This window comes from Paenibacillus sp. ATY16, from assembly GCF_003399985.2.
Lineage (GTDB): Bacteria > Bacillota > Bacilli > Paenibacillales > Paenibacillaceae > Pristimantibacillus > Pristimantibacillus glycanilyticus.
Genome location: NZ_NMOK02000037.1, coordinates 393,707 through 409,619, shown reverse-complemented (window position 1 = coordinate 409,619; position 15,913 = coordinate 393,707). Strand labels below are relative to the sequence as shown.

General features: G+C 49.4%; 17 protein-coding genes and 1 pseudogene. 1 reads left to right on the top strand and 17 read right to left on the bottom strand.

Annotated elements, in window-relative coordinates:
* Nucleotides 1-26: 26 nt before the first annotated feature.
* The 8 genes from CFI03_RS22210 to CFI03_RS22175 form a co-directional block, all read right to left on the bottom strand.
* Nucleotides 27-1,013 carry an ABC transporter permease gene (locus tag CFI03_RS22210; protein ID WP_201005972.1) on the bottom strand — a complete coding sequence of 329 codons (987 nt, stop codon included), beginning with the start codon at nucleotides 1,011-1,013 and terminating at the stop codon, nucleotides 27-29.
* Nucleotides 1,006-1,995 carry an ABC transporter ATP-binding protein gene (locus tag CFI03_RS22205; protein ID WP_248759755.1) on the bottom strand — a complete coding sequence of 330 codons (990 nt, stop codon included), beginning with the start codon at nucleotides 1,993-1,995 and terminating at the stop codon, nucleotides 1,006-1,008. The genes CFI03_RS22210 and CFI03_RS22205 overlap by 8 nt, the downstream gene beginning before the upstream one ends.
* Before the next feature lie 12 nt (nucleotides 1,996-2,007).
* Complete coding sequence (locus tag CFI03_RS22200) at nucleotides 2,008-2,835, bottom strand: GDSL-type esterase/lipase family protein (RefSeq protein ID WP_248759753.1); 828 nt, start codon at nucleotides 2,833-2,835, stop codon at nucleotides 2,008-2,010.
* A gap of 41 nt (nucleotides 2,836-2,876) precedes the next feature.
* Nucleotides 2,877-3,875 carry a type I glyceraldehyde-3-phosphate dehydrogenase gene (locus tag CFI03_RS22195; protein WP_248759751.1) on the bottom strand — a complete coding sequence of 333 codons (999 nt, stop codon included), beginning with the start codon at nucleotides 3,873-3,875 and terminating at the stop codon, nucleotides 2,877-2,879.
* A gap of 206 nt (nucleotides 3,876-4,081) precedes the next feature.
* A complete protein-coding gene (locus CFI03_RS22190) occupies nucleotides 4,082-5,248 on the bottom strand; it encodes an iron-containing alcohol dehydrogenase (protein WP_248759749.1) in 1,167 nt (388 codons plus the stop codon).
* Nucleotides 5,249-5,478: 230 nt separating this feature from the next.
* The gene (locus CFI03_RS22185) at nucleotides 5,479-5,778 is read right to left on the bottom strand and encodes an ArsR/SmtB family transcription factor (RefSeq protein ID WP_127496337.1); all 300 of its coding nucleotides are present in this window, start codon (nucleotides 5,776-5,778) and stop codon (nucleotides 5,479-5,481) included.
* Between the two features lie 73 nt (nucleotides 5,779-5,851).
* On the bottom strand, nucleotides 5,852-6,250 hold the full coding sequence (locus CFI03_RS22180) for a FixH family protein (RefSeq protein WP_248759747.1): 399 nt from the start codon (nucleotides 6,248-6,250) through the stop codon (nucleotides 5,852-5,854).
* A 150-nt stretch (nucleotides 6,251-6,400) separates the two neighbouring features.
* Complete coding sequence (locus tag CFI03_RS22175) at nucleotides 6,401-7,957, bottom strand: HEAT repeat domain-containing protein (protein ID WP_248759745.1); 1,557 nt, start codon at nucleotides 7,955-7,957, stop codon at nucleotides 6,401-6,403.
* A gap of 150 nt (nucleotides 7,958-8,107) precedes the next feature.
* On the opposite strand from CFI03_RS22175, the gene CFI03_RS22170 reads away from it, so the two are divergent.
* Complete coding sequence (locus CFI03_RS22170) at nucleotides 8,108-8,977, top strand: AraC family transcriptional regulator (protein WP_248759743.1); 870 nt, start codon at nucleotides 8,108-8,110, stop codon at nucleotides 8,975-8,977.
* Between the two features lie 66 nt (nucleotides 8,978-9,043).
* Here CFI03_RS22170 and CFI03_RS22165 read toward each other — a convergent pair.
* From CFI03_RS22165 to CFI03_RS22125, 9 genes and pseudogenes are all read right to left on the bottom strand, one after another.
* Nucleotides 9,044-9,433 (bottom strand): annotated as a pseudogene (locus CFI03_RS22165) (hypothetical protein).
* Between the two features lie 183 nt (nucleotides 9,434-9,616).
* Nucleotides 9,617-10,372 carry an amino acid ABC transporter ATP-binding protein gene (locus tag CFI03_RS22160; protein ID WP_248759741.1) on the bottom strand — a complete coding sequence of 252 codons (756 nt, stop codon included), beginning with the start codon at nucleotides 10,370-10,372 and terminating at the stop codon, nucleotides 9,617-9,619.
* 33 nt (nucleotides 10,373-10,405) lie between these two features.
* Nucleotides 10,406-11,077, bottom strand: coding sequence for an ABC transporter permease subunit (locus CFI03_RS22155; RefSeq protein ID WP_248759739.1), 672 nt, complete (start codon nucleotides 11,075-11,077; stop codon nucleotides 10,406-10,408).
* An 18-nt stretch (nucleotides 11,078-11,095) separates the two neighbouring features.
* The gene (locus CFI03_RS22150) at nucleotides 11,096-11,974 is read right to left on the bottom strand and encodes an amino acid ABC transporter substrate-binding protein (protein WP_248759737.1); all 879 of its coding nucleotides are present in this window, start codon (nucleotides 11,972-11,974) and stop codon (nucleotides 11,096-11,098) included.
* 128 nt (nucleotides 11,975-12,102) lie between these two features.
* Nucleotides 12,103-12,645 carry an NAD(P)H-dependent oxidoreductase gene (locus CFI03_RS22145; protein WP_248759735.1) on the bottom strand — a complete coding sequence of 181 codons (543 nt, stop codon included), beginning with the start codon at nucleotides 12,643-12,645 and terminating at the stop codon, nucleotides 12,103-12,105.
* A gap of 107 nt (nucleotides 12,646-12,752) precedes the next feature.
* On the bottom strand, nucleotides 12,753-13,298 hold the full coding sequence (locus tag CFI03_RS22140) for a VanZ family protein (RefSeq protein WP_248759733.1): 546 nt from the start codon (nucleotides 13,296-13,298) through the stop codon (nucleotides 12,753-12,755).
* Nucleotides 13,299-13,309: 11 nt separating this feature from the next.
* Nucleotides 13,310-14,668 carry a HAMP domain-containing sensor histidine kinase gene (locus CFI03_RS22135; RefSeq protein WP_248759731.1) on the bottom strand — a complete coding sequence of 453 codons (1,359 nt, stop codon included), beginning with the start codon at nucleotides 14,666-14,668 and terminating at the stop codon, nucleotides 13,310-13,312.
* The gene (locus CFI03_RS22130; RefSeq protein WP_248759729.1) at nucleotides 14,665-15,330 is read right to left on the bottom strand and encodes a response regulator transcription factor; all 666 of its coding nucleotides are present in this window, start codon (nucleotides 15,328-15,330) and stop codon (nucleotides 14,665-14,667) included. The genes CFI03_RS22135 and CFI03_RS22130 overlap by 4 nt, the downstream gene beginning before the upstream one ends.
* Nucleotides 15,331-15,456: 126 nt before the next feature.
* Nucleotides 15,457-15,909, bottom strand: coding sequence for a DUF2269 family protein (locus CFI03_RS22125; RefSeq protein ID WP_248759727.1), 453 nt, complete (start codon nucleotides 15,907-15,909; stop codon nucleotides 15,457-15,459).
* Between the last annotated feature and the right edge of the window lie 4 nt (nucleotides 15,910-15,913).

The window sequence follows — 15,913 nt, the reverse complement described above, 5'->3', positions numbered from 1 at the left end:
CGTTGAATGACGAACTTCCAGCTATTTTAATTCAAGATATCCTGTTTCGTAAAGACGAAGAACGAAACGGCCAGGGAAGCAATTCCCCAGCAGGCTAAAATGACAAGCGAGAAGCCAAGCGTCATGCCCGTGATCGGCGGCGGAGAACCCTCCAAATAATCGGTCAGCCGCAGATTGACGGAGAAAATAAATTTCGCGCTGTGCCAGGAAGAAGTCATATTGGATAAGAGTGTTCCGGAAATAACGGCCGCCATCATCGTTACGATGCTCGCGGCCGTGCTGCGCACGAGCACGGACACCATCAGCGAGAGCAAGGCCACCGACATGGCAGACACCCAGATCAGCCCGGCTTCCATCAGCAGATAGAGCCATTGCGGAATCGCGTGCACGAAGCTGCTCTCGACCGAAGAACCTTTGATGACGAATCCCGTAAATACAGGCATGTCCCATCCTCTGTAGCCGAAAACCGCGCCAGAGATAAGATAACAAAGGACGGCGCTGACCACAATGATTAAGGATACGTAGAGGCTGAGCGCCACGAGTTTGCTAAGCAGGATCTTCCATCGGCGCACGGGCCGTGTCAGCAGCATCTTGATCGTTCCCGCCGTACGTTCGCCCGATACGAGGTCGGAAGCGAGGGCAAGCACGAGCAGCGGGAAGAAAAGCGTAACCGCGTTCGACAGAAAGCTTCGAGTGAACGTGACGCCGTCCGGTGAATTCGGATTGACGTCGTGATCCAGGTAATATTGAAGCTGCTGCACGGCGATCCGCCGCGAGCGCTTCCATTCTTCCGGTATCCTGTCGCTCGAAAGTATGTTTTGGTATTCGCTGATTTGCTGCACGAGTTGATTGCGCCAATCTTTGAAATTCTTCTTATTCGTTTCGTTGATGCGAAACTGGGCGTAAGTAAAGATCGGAATGAGAATCAGCAGTACGAGCACGATGACGAAAAACCGCTTTTTCTTCCAGATCTTGAGCGTCTCGTTTTGAATGAGCGGGAGCAGTCTATCCAATGCTTTCACCTTCCGTCATCCGTAAAAATAACTGCTCCAGCGTTGGCGCGATGCTGTGTACCGACACGATGCCGATGCCGGCTCTTACCGCCTTCTCGACCAGAGACGAGATCCGGTCCGGGTTCATCGCCGTGATGAGCGCTTCCTTCATCCCCGCGAGCAAGCTTTCGTCAATCCGGTGCTCGTGCTCTTGCACGAGCTCGACGCCGCCCTCGCCCGCGAGCAGGCGCCGCCCTTCCTCCGGCTGTTCGAATTGCCAGACGACGTAATTGTCAGCGTCGTGGATTAACTCCTCTACCGTTCCAACGGCAAGTACCTTGCCGTGGCTGATGATTGCCACGCGGTCGCACATCAGCTGAATCTCGCTCAGCAGATGGCTCGATATAAACAGGCTCAAGCCTTGATTGGCCAGCATGCGGACGAATTCGCGCAGCTCCTTGATGCCTTTCGGATCAAGCCCGTTAGTCGGCTCGTCCAGGATGAGCAGCTTCGGCCGGCCGAGCAGCGCCTGCGCGATGCCAAGCCGTTGGCGCATGCCCAGCGAGTAGGTTTTTACTTTATCATGAATTCGATCGTCGAGGCCGACGATTTCAGCGACCTCGCGAATGCGTTCGTTATCAATGCCGTGCTGCATGCGCGCGAAATGCTCGAGATTTTCCCAGCCCGTCAGGTAGGAATAGGCTTCGGGATTTTCGACAATGCAGCCGACTTGGCGCAGCGCGGCTTCGGGATGGCGGCTGATGTCTTCGCCGCAGATCCGTATCTCGCCGGAAGACGGCTTGATCAAATCGACGAGCATGCGGATCATCGTCGTTTTCCCGGCGCCGTTCGGCCCGAGAAACCCGAAGATTTCCCCGGCGCGGACTTCGAACGTGACGTCCTTGATAATCGGCTTGCCGCAAATTTGCTTCTTGACGTTGCGGACAAGCAGCACGGCGTCTTGAGGGGCGGACTGCCCGGCCTCCTGTTTTGCTAGTTGCATGCGCGTTACCTCCTATTCCATAGACTGCGAGATGCGGGCTGCGATTTGCGCGTACCCGTCGTGATTGGGATGAAAATGATCCGACGACAGGTACCTGCCGATTGCATTCTCGAACAGATCAAACGTCGGGACCATCGTCATATTGGGGTATTGGTGAAGCAGCGCGTACGCCCGGTCGTTCCACTGCTGGATCTGGAGCGAGCCGCCCCGATATTCCGGTATATCGTAAAACGGGTTGTACAAGCCGACGTAGACGACCTGCGCATTGGGATTGATCGCATGGAGCCGTTTCACGATCCGCGCCAGCCGGTTTAAGCCCTGTGGCAGCTCGGCCTTCAGCTTATCCAGGTTCAATTCGCCCACCGTCTTCCCCCTACTCGTGCCCGAGGCGATCTGGAACAGATCGTTCCCGCCGATCGTGAAGACGATAATATTTGCTTGCTTAAGCGCAAAGCTGTAGCCCTTATCGGTCTCAAGCAGTTGTGCGAGCCGATTGGTCTTCAGTCCGTTGACGGCCAAATTGTTGTTGAGACGGACGGACTTGTCCGGGTATTTCTGCTTCATCAGCTCGACGAGCTGCTTGACGTAGCCTTCGCCAGACGCGTCGCCGGTTCCTTTCGTCAACGAGTCACCGATGGCCGTAATGGCAATGCCCTTGCCTTCGCTCAGCTTTCCTCCTGCCGGCAGCGCCGGTTCATTTGCACTTCCCTCGAACGATTCACCCTTCGGAGAAAGCATGTCCTTGACGGCGAATCCAAACCCCGCGACTAACAGCAGGGTCGACAAAATCGCGGAAATGCCGATAATTCTCCATAAGTTTCCGGAGGATAACGGTCTCATCTCGGTAGTCTCCCCTCGCTTTTTTGCCCATAAGACACTAGCTATTTATTCGATAAGAACTCTGCCACCTCTGCCAGACGCGTAGCGAAGCCCCATTCATTGTCGTACCAGGCTGCGACGGACAATAGCTCTCCTTCCACATGCGTGAGCGGCAGATCGATAATTGACGTATGCGGGTCTCCGACTATGCGTGACGATGCCCATTCTCCTTCGAGCACGTCCATGACGCCCTTCAAGGCACCTTCTCGCGAGGCCCGGCGGAACATGTCATTCACTTCCTGCACCGAACAAGGCTTCTCCGTGATCAAATTGAGCTCGGCGATGCTTCCCGTGCGGGTCGGAACGCGGTACGCTTTCCCCGTGATCTGCAAGTCGGGCCAGATGAACTTGAGCGCCTTTGCCGCGCCGGACGAAGAAGGGATGATGTTCTCGGCCGCCGCCCAGGAGTCACGGCGGTCTCGCATTGGCTGATCGGTCAGCGATTGCGTGTTGGTATAGGAATGCACCGTAGAGAACAGACCGAATTTGATCCCGTAGTTTTCTTTGACCAGCTTGACGACGGCAGCCAAAGCGTTAGTCGTGCAGCTGGCCATGCTGATAATCCGGTGCTTGTCGGGATCGAAGCTGTCGAGGTTGATACCTTTGAGCAGCACCGCGTCGCAATCGTCGAGTGATTTGCTCGGACCGCTAATCAGAACGCGCTTCGCACCGCGGTCCAGATGCGCTTGCGCTACGGATCGAACGACTGCGCGGCCCGTGCAATCCACGACGAGATCCACGCCGAGAGACTTCCAGTCCGGCACTTCCTTAGAGGAATTAATATAAAGAATTTCCCGCCCGCCAATAACCATCGCGCCTTCTTTGGCGGACACGTCTTCGTGCCATCGCTTATAGTTGGAATCCACTTCAAACAGAGCGGCTAGCGTGCCTTCGTCCTTGATATCGGCTATCGAGACCGGAACGAAGAGCTTGTCCCCAAGCGCGACGCGCAGCAATTGTCTACCGATGCGGCCAAATCCGAAAATCGCAATCTTACCCATTTTTCACAGCCTCCATTTACCTCATCATTGTATGTTTATCGGGCATAGTGTACGCAGTTTGTCCACTATAATAAATATCTCTTTTGTATTATTTAACTAAAAGCCATTTTGTAAAACAGCTCATGTAAAAAGTCTTTTGTTCATTTGCTCGACAGGACACAAACAGGGCTGCCTCTATTTGAGGCAGCCCTGTCCTTGTTCATGCGTTATAAAGAATTTCTCAGAATCTTTCTGACATCCTCTTTTGTGAGAGGAACATAATTGCCAATTTGCTCGGCGAGCATTGCTCTTTCCGTCATCAGCTCAATTTCCTTGTCATCAATTCCATAGTCCGACAGCTTTGTCGGCGCTCCAATCGATTTCCAGAATTCCCGGAGAGATTGGATCGTTTCAGCCGCGAGCTCGGCATCCGTTTTTCCTGCCCGGTCCAAACCGAATACGCGAACACCCAGTTGCGCGACTTTCTCCGGTCGTACCGATGCGACATGTTCCATCCAATGCGGAGCAATGATCGCGATTCCGCCTCCGTGTGGAATGTCATGGACAGCCGATACGGCATGTTCGATAAGATGCGTCGCCCAGTCCGGATTGACGCCCATGCCTGTTAGTCCGTTTAAGGCCAGTGTTCCGTTTAATAACATGACTTCGCGATACTCGTAGTTATTCAAGTCGTTCACGAGCTTAGGCGCCGTCTCGATGACCGTGCTAAGAATCGCTTCGCCGATTCTTTCCTGAAGAGGCGCATTGCTCGAAGCATGGAAATACTGTTCGAAGACATGGGCCATAATATCCACGCTGCCGTATACCGTTTGGTCCCGAGGCACGGAGAACGTAAGCTCCGGATCTAGGATACTGAATCTTGGAAGCACGTGATTGGAATTGAAAAAGGCTTTCGTATTCGTACCCCAATCCGTAATAACGGAATTTCCGTTCATCTCCGATCCCGTTCCCGCAATAGTTAAAACCGTGCCGATCGGTACGGAATTAGACGGTGCTTTTGCTTTGCTGGTTATGATATCCCATACGTCCCCATCGTAAGGCACGCCTGCCGCGATGGCTTTCGCACTATCGATAACGCTGCCGCCGCCGACCGCAAGAATAAAATCAAGTTGATTTTCTCTAATGAGATTAATCCCTTTATTGACCGTCGTGAGCCGTGGATTCGGTTCAACGCCGGCTAGCTCAATGACATCAGCATCGATCTCTTTTAATTCACGGATAACTTTATCGTATAAACCGCTTTTTTTAATGCTGCCGCCGCCGTAAACCAGCAAAACTCGGTTGCCGTATGCCGGGAGTTCATTTTTTAAGCTGCTTACCTGACCTTTTCCAAACAAAATCTTCGTCTGATTATGAAATTCAAAGTTGTCCATTTTTTTTACCTCTCTCGATTTATATTTTTTGTTTCGTACTAATTCGTTCTTCAGAGTTTTTTTCATAGATAACGGTTGTGAATAAACCACCTCCTCAAATTGATATCTACATATTGCAAATTATCGATTCGATAAACCAAAAAAATTAACAGTTTGCAAACTGTCGATATGATGACTTTTAGAAAAACTGAATTCGGAAGTGAATTCAGTTTTCCGTATGGTTACTATGATTATTTTTGAAGGAACCGGCCGATATCATTAATCGCATCTTCATTCCTTCTGTAGTAGGTCCACTTCCCTGAACGCGTAGCATGGACCAGTCCTGCTCGCTGAAGCATGGAGAGATATTGCGAAGCAGTAGATTGATTCATGTTTAATTTTTCGGTAATTTGACTAACGCATACCCCAACCTTAACAAGATCAATCCCTTCCTGGGGGTGAAAATGGGTTGTTGGATCTTTCAGCCATTCTAAAATTTGAATCCGCGCTTCATTGGAAAGTGCCTTGAAAATTTCAATTGGGTTGGTCATGTCGCTTATTATATATTACAGTTTTGCAATATGTCAAACTGTTTGTCGCGTGAGCTTTCATGGCAATTCATACCTAGAGACGTAAGCTGATTTTTCTCTCATGCTTGTCTTTCTTCAGCGAAACAATCGCTCTCCAGTCACCGTTCATTGGAAGATAAACCTTGGTTTTATATTCTCCCAATGCGCTTCTCTCCATTTGCGCTTTCATTTTATGATTCATTCCTTGCATCGACATGGACATATTTATTCGAACAAGGTCGACATCTACCAGGCTGCCGGTTGAATCTTTAATCGTCAACTTGTATGCATGGGCTGTGGTGTCGCCGGTGTTTGGAGTGTCCTCCATCGAAATAGTCAGATCATCCAGGAATGGGCTTGAAGATGGCTTTGATCCAAGACTGCAACCTGCCAGCAGGATAATCATCATAGCGATGATTACCGTTGTCGTCCATTTCATTCGTTTATTGTTCATCGTCATTGTACCGTTGGCTAATCATGTCAGCATGAATCATTTAAGTTAACCCCTTACTTCTCGTGATGACATTAGTCTAGCACGACGACCATCTTCAATAAAGGGCATTAGGAATGAAAGCCATGTCGATAATTTGAACGGACGCCTGAATTAAAAAGTGCTTTCTTTATGCGTGTCCGGGCACCAGCGCGCGGCACGGTATTGCTTAATCAATACGTCTACTGCCCTATCGGTGCGTATAGCCGTCAGCGCTTCGAAAGAGTAAGCTCTCGTATACCGGTCTTGGCTTTGCAGGCCGGATTCAAGCCCATTGATAACGAGATCCGCGTCCCCGTATTTTCCGATTCTCAGTAAGGATAATGCCGCTGTATAGGCTATTTTGTTCGTTATATATTCTTGATTGTGCACGTAAGCGCTTGCGCTGATGTCTCCCTTGCCGGCAGATTCCCGGGCAACCGCGTCATCGAGGGTCCGAACCAATGCGGGTACCGTCTCGTCTGCGGGCTCGACGATCATTCCGAGCGCTTCGACGGCATTGCGTCTCACCCATTCGCTTGCGTCATTCAACGTGATAATTAAAGAGGGAACCGCGGAGGCAGCAGTAGATCCCAGCATCCCCAGCACGAATGCGGCCAGAGCTCTTTTATTCTCGTCTTGATGAGCAAGCAGTTGAACCAGACCGGGAATGGCCTCCTCGCCGGAAGCTTGAAGCCCATAAGCTGCCCGCTGTGCCGTTAACCTGGATCCTTCCCCAACTTCCTTCAATAATGCCGCTGTTCCTGAATCCCCTATATGACCAAGCGCATAGACGGCATTTAGTGCCGCATTTTCCGAAGAATCGCTTATAAGCTGCTTCAACATCGGAACGGCAGCCGCTGCGGCTTTACCGGCGATGCCAAGCTTGTCGGCTGCCTGGCTTCGAACGACTTCATCCCCGCTGGACAATGCCTCGATTAAAGCCGGCACCTCTTTATTGTCGCGGACTGCGGACTTCGCCTTGTTCCCTTCTCCCTTTAGCCAATACCAAACATCGTTCCATAAATTCAAGTGCGCATCCGCCGCGTTACAAGGAAAAACAGGTACAGCGTTGGAATGATTCCAGCTTGGCGACTTGGGCTCGGATAAACGGACAAATTGGAACTTAAGCATGTACCGGTCTAAATGGGACGTGTTCAGGGATGCCTTATGCCATAGATCAAAGTGCACGAGAGCGATCGTACCGGCCTTTCCTGTCGGCAGCAGCGTAGATTGGTTCGGGAATTTCTCATTGTATTGGGAGCCGGGCATAATCGCCGTCGGGCCCATTTCTTCCGTAATATCCTGCGTGTAGTAGAACATCATGACCCACCATGGACGATGACTGCGCATGGAGGACCAAAAGCCGTCTTTATGCCACTCTCCGCCTCCCGGCTTTCCGTTGCCCGGCTGATTGAAATGCATATGGCGATGCGGGTGCATATAATAGTCAGGTCCCAGGACGCTAGTCAACGCGCCTTTCGTTACCGGCGTCTCAAAGAACTTCTGGATGTCCGGTACGCGAGGCAAAATATTATTGCCGGGATTTCCTTCATTTTGCAGGACAAAGTCAATTTGATTCATCACGCTTCGATGCAGCTCTTCCGGTAAATCGTTCTGAAGGACAAGATATCCGTTCGTAATAAACTGAATCATTTGCTCGTCATTCAACAAAGTTAACGCATTCGACATGGTTGGCAGCCCCTTCATTAACAAGTATATGTGATATATTTAATGTACCTGGGGCCGCCCGATTTGTATTTAGCTTACAGTCAGCTTGTTGCACAATAGTTAGGTGAATTTGAATGATTATGGATTGATACGGAAAGGAGCATCGCATGGATGGATTTTTCCAAATTCCACCCGTATGTTTATTACGCTACGAAGTATCCGTTCTACCGGGGACAGACAAGCCTTAACCGATACGTTTACGCGAGCTCTATTTATTTCGTTACGGAGGGAAAAGGCATTTTTCGTCTCGGGGGCTCCGAATATGAAGCTTCACCCGGCATGATGGTCTATATGGAACCCGGTCAAGCCCATGACTGGATTGCGGATGCGGACGAGCCTATGACGCATGTATGCTGCTATTTCGATTGGCATTACGTCGACCGCACGGAATCGTTCAAGGATGAGGCAGCCCCTATCTGCTATGACCGGAATATGCTGCGAACGGATCTACTTGGCGAGACATTTCCATATCCGCTGCCTGAAGTCTCAAATGTAGGAGCATCGCTGTTAAACTGGACCGATCTGCTGCAGAGGAGCTTTATCTCTAACGAGCATACGAATGAACGGACTTTTTTGCGCAGTATGTCGGCGCAGAGCCATTTTGCCGTATTCATCCATCAATTTCTCGCGTTCTCGCTGCAAGATTCCCATATCCCTGATCCTCGTATCAGCAAGCTGCTGGAGCGAATAGAAGCCGAGCTGCTCGGCGGCGCCGAAATCGAACTGGAGCGGTACTATAATGAAATCGGAGTCAGCAGAGGCTACTTCTTCGAATTATTCAAGCGAACAACCGGTCTGTCGCCGGTCCAGTACATCAATCGGTTCCGCGTTAGCCGGGCAAAAGAGGATCTGCGCTCGTCCAACCTCAGCATTATGCAAATCGCGGACAAATATCATTTTAGCTCCGTGCATTACTTTTCCAGAACGTTCCGCAAGTACACCGGCAAATCGCCTCAAATGTTCCGCGAATCGGAACCTTAACGAAACAACAAAACCGCGATATACGCGGTTTTGTTGGGAATAATGATCCATGATTGATTTTCTATTCTACGCATCCCATTGGGAATGAAGCACGCTATGGCAAAAATTAGGACGTTTGAATCCCGGGAGAAACATTTCGCACACATCGACGTTAATCGTGCCGTAAGTCGTTTCAGGCTTATGTTTTTATGTTTGAAGCCTTCCAAGAAAGCATGCAAGATGTCATGCTTGAAATTGTCCCGCGGAAAAGCCTTGACAACCTGCTCCCGTAATTCTGATGCACAGCAATTCGGGGTCATATTTAATTTGATTCAGATTACCCTTCATGGCCGCAAATAAAAATACCCGGTTCGAGTGGTTCCACAAAAGCTCATCCCCATGCTCGCGCAATAGCTCAGCTGCTTCTATGGCCAGCTTACTATCCGGGATTTTTATATCCGCGATAAAATTGGACATCTTCAACCTCTCCTCTACTCCTCTATTATTAGAGTTCGAAGACTATCGAACCGACAAATTCATTCTATGAAAATAAAAATGATTTATCAATATCGCTATTTCTATAGATATGATAGATCAAATAAATAAAAAAAACCGCGATCTACGCGGATATTTATGAGATTGCCTATACATACCCCTCTCTTACACGGTGCTTTGATCCATCAACAACGAGAGAAACTGCCGGGTACGGGCTTCGCGGGGCTGACTGAAAATTTGCTCTGGCAGCCCTTCCTCCACAATGACGCCTTCATCAAGCAGCACAATACGGTCCGCCACTTCGCGGGCGAACTTCATCTCGTGGGTAACGATAATCATCGTTCTCCCCTCTTCCGCCAATTCCCGAATGACCCTCAACACCTCGCGGACGAGCTCCGGGTCCAACGCGGAAGTCGGCTCGTCGAACAGCAGCAGCTCCGGGTCAGTAGACATCGCCCGGGCAATACCTACCCGCTGTTGCTGCCCTCCGGACAGCTGATGCGGGTAAGAATCGGCACGCTCAGCCAACCCGACCTTCGCAAGCAATTGCAACGCCTTTGTCCGTGCTTCGTTCTTCGGTTTGCGACGAACTGTTATTTGGCCTTCCATCACGTTCTGAAGCGCAGTGAAATGAGGAAATAAGTGATAGGCTTGGAACACCATGCCTGACTGGCGGCGCAACGCCAGCACATCCGCCTTTCGCGGCTTCGAATTCGGCCGGAATTCGAGCCGAACCTTCCCGATTGCGACAATCCCCGATGTAGGCATCTCGAGCACATTTAAACAGCGCAGCAAGGTTGACTTTCCGGAACCCGAAGGTCCGATCAACACAAGCACCTGCCCCTGCTCCAGCGTCAAATTTATACCGCGAAGCACGGGAGTGTCGCCGAATGATTTGGTTAATTCGCGTACTTCGATCATTGGGGATAACCTCCTAAGAATGAACCGCACCGGTTAAGCCGTAAAATATCGATTAAAAAAGATTTCCAGCTGCCGTTGCAGCAATGCCAGTATCGAGCAGAAAATCAAATAGATCAATGCGACCTCGCAGTAGATCAACAGCGGCTCGTAGACAGCCGCAGTGATTTGCTGCCCTTTTTGAAATAGCTCCGTAACCGTCACCGTTGCCGCCAGCGAGGTATCTTTTACCAAGGAAATGAACGAATTGGATAGGGGCGGCACCGAGACCCTTGCCGCCTGGGGCAGGATTATGCGGCGCAGCGCCTGCAATCTCGTTTCCCCAAGCGAGAACGCCGCTTCCCATTGTCCCTTCGGAATGGATACGATTGCCGCACGGATGATCTCCGATCCATAGGCACCTACGCTAAGCGTAAACCCAATAACCGCTGCCGGGAACGCGTCGATTAGAATGCCTACGCTGGGAAGCCCGTAGAAAATAATGAACAATTGGACCAAGAGCGGAGTCCCGCGTATAATCCAGACGTAGAATCTCGCGATCCAAACAATCGGATAAAAATCCGACAGCCGCGCGAGTGCCGTTAAGAGCGCCAGCACAAGTCCCAGCGCGAATGAAATCAACGTAAGAGGAACCGTGAATGCGATTCCTGCATGCAGCAGGGGCAGGAAGGAATCGGTGAAAATATCCAGGTTAGTTCGTTCATTCATGATACCCTACCCGCCCTTTTATTTCGAAACGTCCTCGCCGAAATAGGTTTTGGAAATTTCCAAATACCGGCCGTCCGCCTTCATTTCTTTAATCGCGTTATTTACGGCAGCAACAAGCTCGTTGCTTCCTTTACGGAAAAGCATGCCGCTCTGCGACACCTGGTCCGTCTCCGCAACCACCTTTATTGGAACGTCAGGACGCGCTTTCTTCAAATCCAGATAGGATAATTTATCATTGATCGTCGCATCAATTCGTCCGGACGTGAGCAAATCGATAGCTTGATTGAATCCATCCACCGCGACAAGCTGCGCTCCGTTCGCTTTGGCAATGTCGCCAAGATCGCTGGTAAGCGACTGGCCGGACTTCTTCCCTTTGAGATCGGTCAGGCTTTTGATGTTCGTATTGCTTTCCTTCACAATCAGAACCGCCTTGGACAGGATATACGGGTCGGAGAAATCGTATTTCGCCTTCCGGTCGTCTCGAATGGTGACTTCGTTTGCCACCATATCGAAGCGCTTCGCATCCAATCCGGCAAGCATGCCGTCCCACTTCGTTTCAACGAACTTCGCCTTAACCCCAATGCGCTTAGCGATCTCCTCGGCGATTTCGACATCAAACCCCGTCAACTTGCCGCTTGCGTCATGGAACGTAAACGGTGCGTATGTACCTTCCGTGCCGATCGTGATCTCGCCGCTTGACTTAATCGCCTTCAGTGAATTATAGGATGCCGCGTTACCGCTATTCGTCGTGTTTCCCGTACCGGCAGTCCCGTTGTTCCCGTTATTAGTGCCCGTATTTGCACCGTTATCGTTGTTTTTATTGCCGCATGCCGATCCGCCAAGCAGAATGACCGCGAATAACAGCATGAAGCAGATATTTTTACGCCAAGTCTTCATATGCGAGTCCTCCCTTTCTTTGAGGATAGTATTCCAGCCTATCCCTTTGGTTATCCCCTTCATTCGCTTCTGCTTGCCGCATTAAAAAACCGCCCCAAGGGGGCGGTTTCCTCGCAAGAAAGACAAGCTTAGCTGTGAACCAAGGTTGGCTTAACGCTGCGAATATGGTTGATGTAATCGGCTTTGCTCTTAGCAAGCCGCTCGTCGGTCAGATTTGAAGCATCGTTTAAGGCGAAATGCGGCAGGTACTCGCAGCTGATGAAATGAGCCAATGCTTCGACTGGGCGCAGAATTTCTTCAAGCGTAAATCGATTAAACCCGGAATGCTGATACGACTCATTTGTACCGTATGTTGAAACGGCAACGCCAATTTCTTTGCCGGCTATTTTACTGCCATCGGCTCCATACGCCCATCCGTATTGCAGAACCTCGTCAAACCATTTCTTTAACAAAGGCGGCGTGCTGTACCAATACAACGGATATTGGAAAATGATACGGTCGTGGGATTCGATAAGTTTTTGCTCGCGGGCAATATCGATCTTTTCGTCGGGATACGTCGCGTATAATTCGTGAATCGTGATGTCTTTATGGTTTTGCAATTCTTCGCGCCATGCCTTATTCACTCTTGAAGCCGTCATATTAGGATGAGTGATGATGACCAACGTTTTCATTGTTTATCCTCCATTCAATATAAAGCGTAAGCATTCCGTTGTTTAGAGTACCCCGGAATTCAGCTTATTATCGAGAAGGCTTGAGTCAGGCAAGCATTAACAGATCTTCAAAATCTCATTTTGATCATAAACAATAAATAGTAAGTAACCGGATATCCAACGATAGCCGAGATGACGGTAATCGCAGTCATAACCCTTGTCTTATTCCTCAAAATCAAGAGTAATAACTCGTAAACGAAAAGGCCAATCCATCCGCCTATAGAATTTAGAATGATATCGTCAATATCTGCCGCTCCAATGCCTAAAAGTCCCTGAATGATCTCAACGAATAAACTCACAATCATAATAGACAAAACATTCGTTATGTTTTTTTTCTTAAATAAAGGCAGATACACCCCAAGAGGGAAAAAAATAAGGATATTGCCAATCACATTGGCAAAAGCGAATCTTTTTGAATTAGCCGTGCTGCCGGCTATGAATTCCGTTATGCTGTGAAAGGGTACGAGATTGATAGACCTCGTTATGGTTCTTTCCGTATTAAAAATCTCCGCTATCGAAACTCTCGATAGGAACAATATTTTTAGTAACACTATTATGTAACAGATGCAAACGCCATATAAAATGACGGTTTCTATTCGTTGTCGCGTATTCATAAAATCTCCTTCTATGCATCCTTCGTAATTACGGGCAAGTGCATCCAAAACAGAACGCCGTCCGTCGTGTTTTCCAAAGCAAAATCAACGCGCATGGATTCTAACGTTTTGCGGACAATGGCTAGTCCCAAGCCGCTACGTTCCTTATTCCGGCTCCTCGCTTTATCTACCCGATAGAACGGATCGAACAGCTTCGGCAGTGCCGCATCGTCAATTCTCACCCCCTTGTTCAACACGCAAAGGCGGCATTGACCGGCGACGGAAGCGCTCCATACCCGGATCTCCCCGCCGTGCGGCGTATTTTGCACCGCGTTTAATACGATGTTTGAAAGCACCTTATTTAACATTTTAGGATCTGCCAGGCAGGTCTCCCCTTCAGGAATATCCGTAACGATACGTTGCCCTTTTGCCTCATACAAGGGATGAAAATGAAGCAGCATGTCGGCAACGATACGCCCGATGTCGAGTTTTTCGGGAGCGGGTACGATTTTTCCGTCGTTCAGACTGACAATCTCCAATATATCGGAAATCATTTTGCCTTGCGCGTCCATCATCTTTAAGCATTCGCGCAGGTATTTGGGATGATCTTTGTAATCGCCTATATTTTCAAGCATTCCTTCCAGCAAAACGCTTGTTGCCGCGACAGGCGTTTTTAGCTCATGGGAAGCCGCGGAGAAGAAGTAACGCTGCGTTTCCTCCAGCTCGCGTTCTCTTAAAATTTCGTCCTCTAACTGGGAGATGGTTTTCTTCAGCCTGTCGTACATGGAATGAACGTCGCGTGCCAATACCCCAAGCTCATCCTTGCGCTCCGGGAGAGGCGGGACCTCTTCGAGATTCGCCATCTTGGTTGTATTATCCGCCAAAGCTTTGATCGGTTTCGTCATCTGGCGGGCAAAGATATACGATGCGAGGACGCAGACGACAAGCATGCCTGACAATATAACCATCACGCGCGCAATCAAAGGACCGTATTTTAGCGAAAAGGCATCGTCGTTGAATACGTGGAGCGCATAGCCGTTTCCGAGATAAACGAGGAACGAAGATCTTTCTCTCTCGGCCTTTATGTCAGTCAAACTGCTGGCTGGATTAGCGGCAGGCGTTACATAAACAATGCTGCCGCCTTCGTCCGTAATATAGAAACGAAACGATTGGTTCCGATCATGGAATTGATTCGCGATTTCCGCAATATCGGCATTCCCTTGTGACCGTTCAATTAACTGCTTGTATGTCCCGCTGATTTTCTGGAGTTGGAGGCCTGAATAATAAGACATGATTTGCGTTGAAAATAGAGCTGCCGTCGCGCCAACCAACAACCCTGAGAAAATGATGGTGTAAATAAATACTTTGATGAATATTCCGCTTCTTCTCAAAGCGTGTCTTCCTCCAATCGGTAGCCTACGCCGCGTGCCGTCTTGATGATATTTTCAGGCAGCTTTGCCCGCAGATTTTTGATATGCGTATGCACGGTGCTGCCGTCACCGTCGTAATCGTAGCCCCACACTCGCGATAAGATGATTTCATGGGATAACGTCCGGCCCCTATTCTGAACCAATAGCATAAGGATCTCAAATTCTTTGAGCGTCAGGGGCAGCTCTACGCCACGGTAAAGCGCTCTGAAATCATCCGGCAGAAGCGTCAGGTTGCTGCAGCGTATTTCTTTTGCCAACGCGCCGCTTCGCCTGAGCAGGGCTCCCACGCGTTTCAGCAAAAGCTGAATCTTGAATGGCTTTGTTACGTAATCGTCCGCTTCCGCGTCGAACGCTTTGATCTGGTTTTCATCGTCCGATAGAGCAGTCATCATCAGTATGGGCGTATTATTCAGCTTGCGAAACTCCCGTAATAGCTCTTGGCCATTCATACCGGGCAGCATGATGTCGAGAATGACAAGCTGGTAAATCTGATTATAAAATTTTTTGTACGCTTCGTTGCCGTCTAGGCAGACGTCTACTTGATAGCCGGCTTCGATTAAAAAGGTTTTGACGGTATTGCCTATATGTTCGTCATCCTCGACAAGCAGAATTCGTATGTCCATAAATATTCCTCCTGAAACAAGATAGCATGGTCATCTGTAGTTTAACTGTAGTTACAAGATTTTTCACTTCCCCTGTCAAAAACACGAAAAGCCCTCTTGCAAGGGCTTTTTTAAAAATCAGCATTATTAAAATGGTTTAACGACCATAAGCACCAATATGGCAATCATTAGCAGCTGTGCTGCGATCTCAATTGGTACGACCTTTTTTATCCATAATCTGAATTCGGCGGGTATTTCCTTGCTGTGGTCCTGGCTTTCGGCAGTAAGCTTAAAGATCTTCTTCACACGCGGCTCAATCCATCCATCGATCATGACGATCATGGAGAGCGATAACAGAATGGCTGTATTGAGCCATAATTGAGATAACCCCATCTTGGTTATGATCATAAGCCAAACTCCGGTTAAAATGAGTACGGTTCCGCCGATCTTGAGTATAATGGTAAGTTTAGCCGTCACACCTAAAGCAAAGTGCAATTGACCTACGGTTCTTGCGGATCTTCGAATGATAGGCATTACGAATGCGGGGCCAATGACGGCGATCGAAGCAAATATATGAACGACGAGCAGTAATCCGAACAATGCG

Coding starts and splice junctions, on each gene's coding strand:
- CFI03_RS22180 (WP_248759747.1), bottom strand. CDS start 6,250: ATGAACAATAAACGAATGAAATGGACGACAACGGTAATCATCGCTATG.
- CFI03_RS22175 (WP_248759745.1), bottom strand. CDS start 7,957: ATGTCGAATGCGTTAACTTTGTTGAATGACGAGCAAATGATTCAGTTT.
- CFI03_RS22205 (WP_248759755.1), bottom strand. CDS start 1,995: ATGCAACTAGCAAAACAGGAGGCCGGGCAGTCCGCCCCTCAAGACGCC.
- CFI03_RS22200 (WP_248759753.1), bottom strand. CDS start 2,835: ATGAGACCGTTATCCTCCGGAAACTTATGGAGAATTATCGGCATTTCC.
- CFI03_RS22170 (WP_248759743.1), top strand. CDS start 8,108: ATGGATTTTTCCAAATTCCACCCGTATGTTTATTACGCTACGAAGTAT.
- CFI03_RS22130 (WP_248759729.1), bottom strand. CDS start 15,330: ATGGACATACGAATTCTGCTTGTCGAGGATGACGAACATATAGGCAAT.
- CFI03_RS22150 (WP_248759737.1), bottom strand. CDS start 11,974: ATGAAGACTTGGCGTAAAAATATCTGCTTCATGCTGTTATTCGCGGTC.
- CFI03_RS22155 (WP_248759739.1), bottom strand. CDS start 11,077: ATGAATGAACGAACTAACCTGGATATTTTCACCGATTCCTTCCTGCCC.
- CFI03_RS22190 (WP_248759749.1), bottom strand. CDS start 5,248: ATGGACAACTTTGAATTTCATAATCAGACGAAGATTTTGTTTGGAAAA.
- CFI03_RS22140 (WP_248759733.1), bottom strand. CDS start 13,298: ATGAATACGCGACAACGAATAGAAACCGTCATTTTATATGGCGTTTGC.
- CFI03_RS22145 (WP_248759735.1), bottom strand. CDS start 12,645: ATGAAAACGTTGGTCATCATCACTCATCCTAATATGACGGCTTCAAGA.
- CFI03_RS22195 (WP_248759751.1), bottom strand. CDS start 3,875: ATGGGTAAGATTGCGATTTTCGGATTTGGCCGCATCGGTAGACAATTG.
- CFI03_RS22185 (WP_127496337.1), bottom strand. CDS start 5,778: ATGACCAACCCAATTGAAATTTTCAAGGCACTTTCCAATGAAGCGCGG.
- CFI03_RS22160 (WP_248759741.1), bottom strand. CDS start 10,372: ATGATCGAAGTACGCGAATTAACCAAATCATTCGGCGACACTCCCGTG.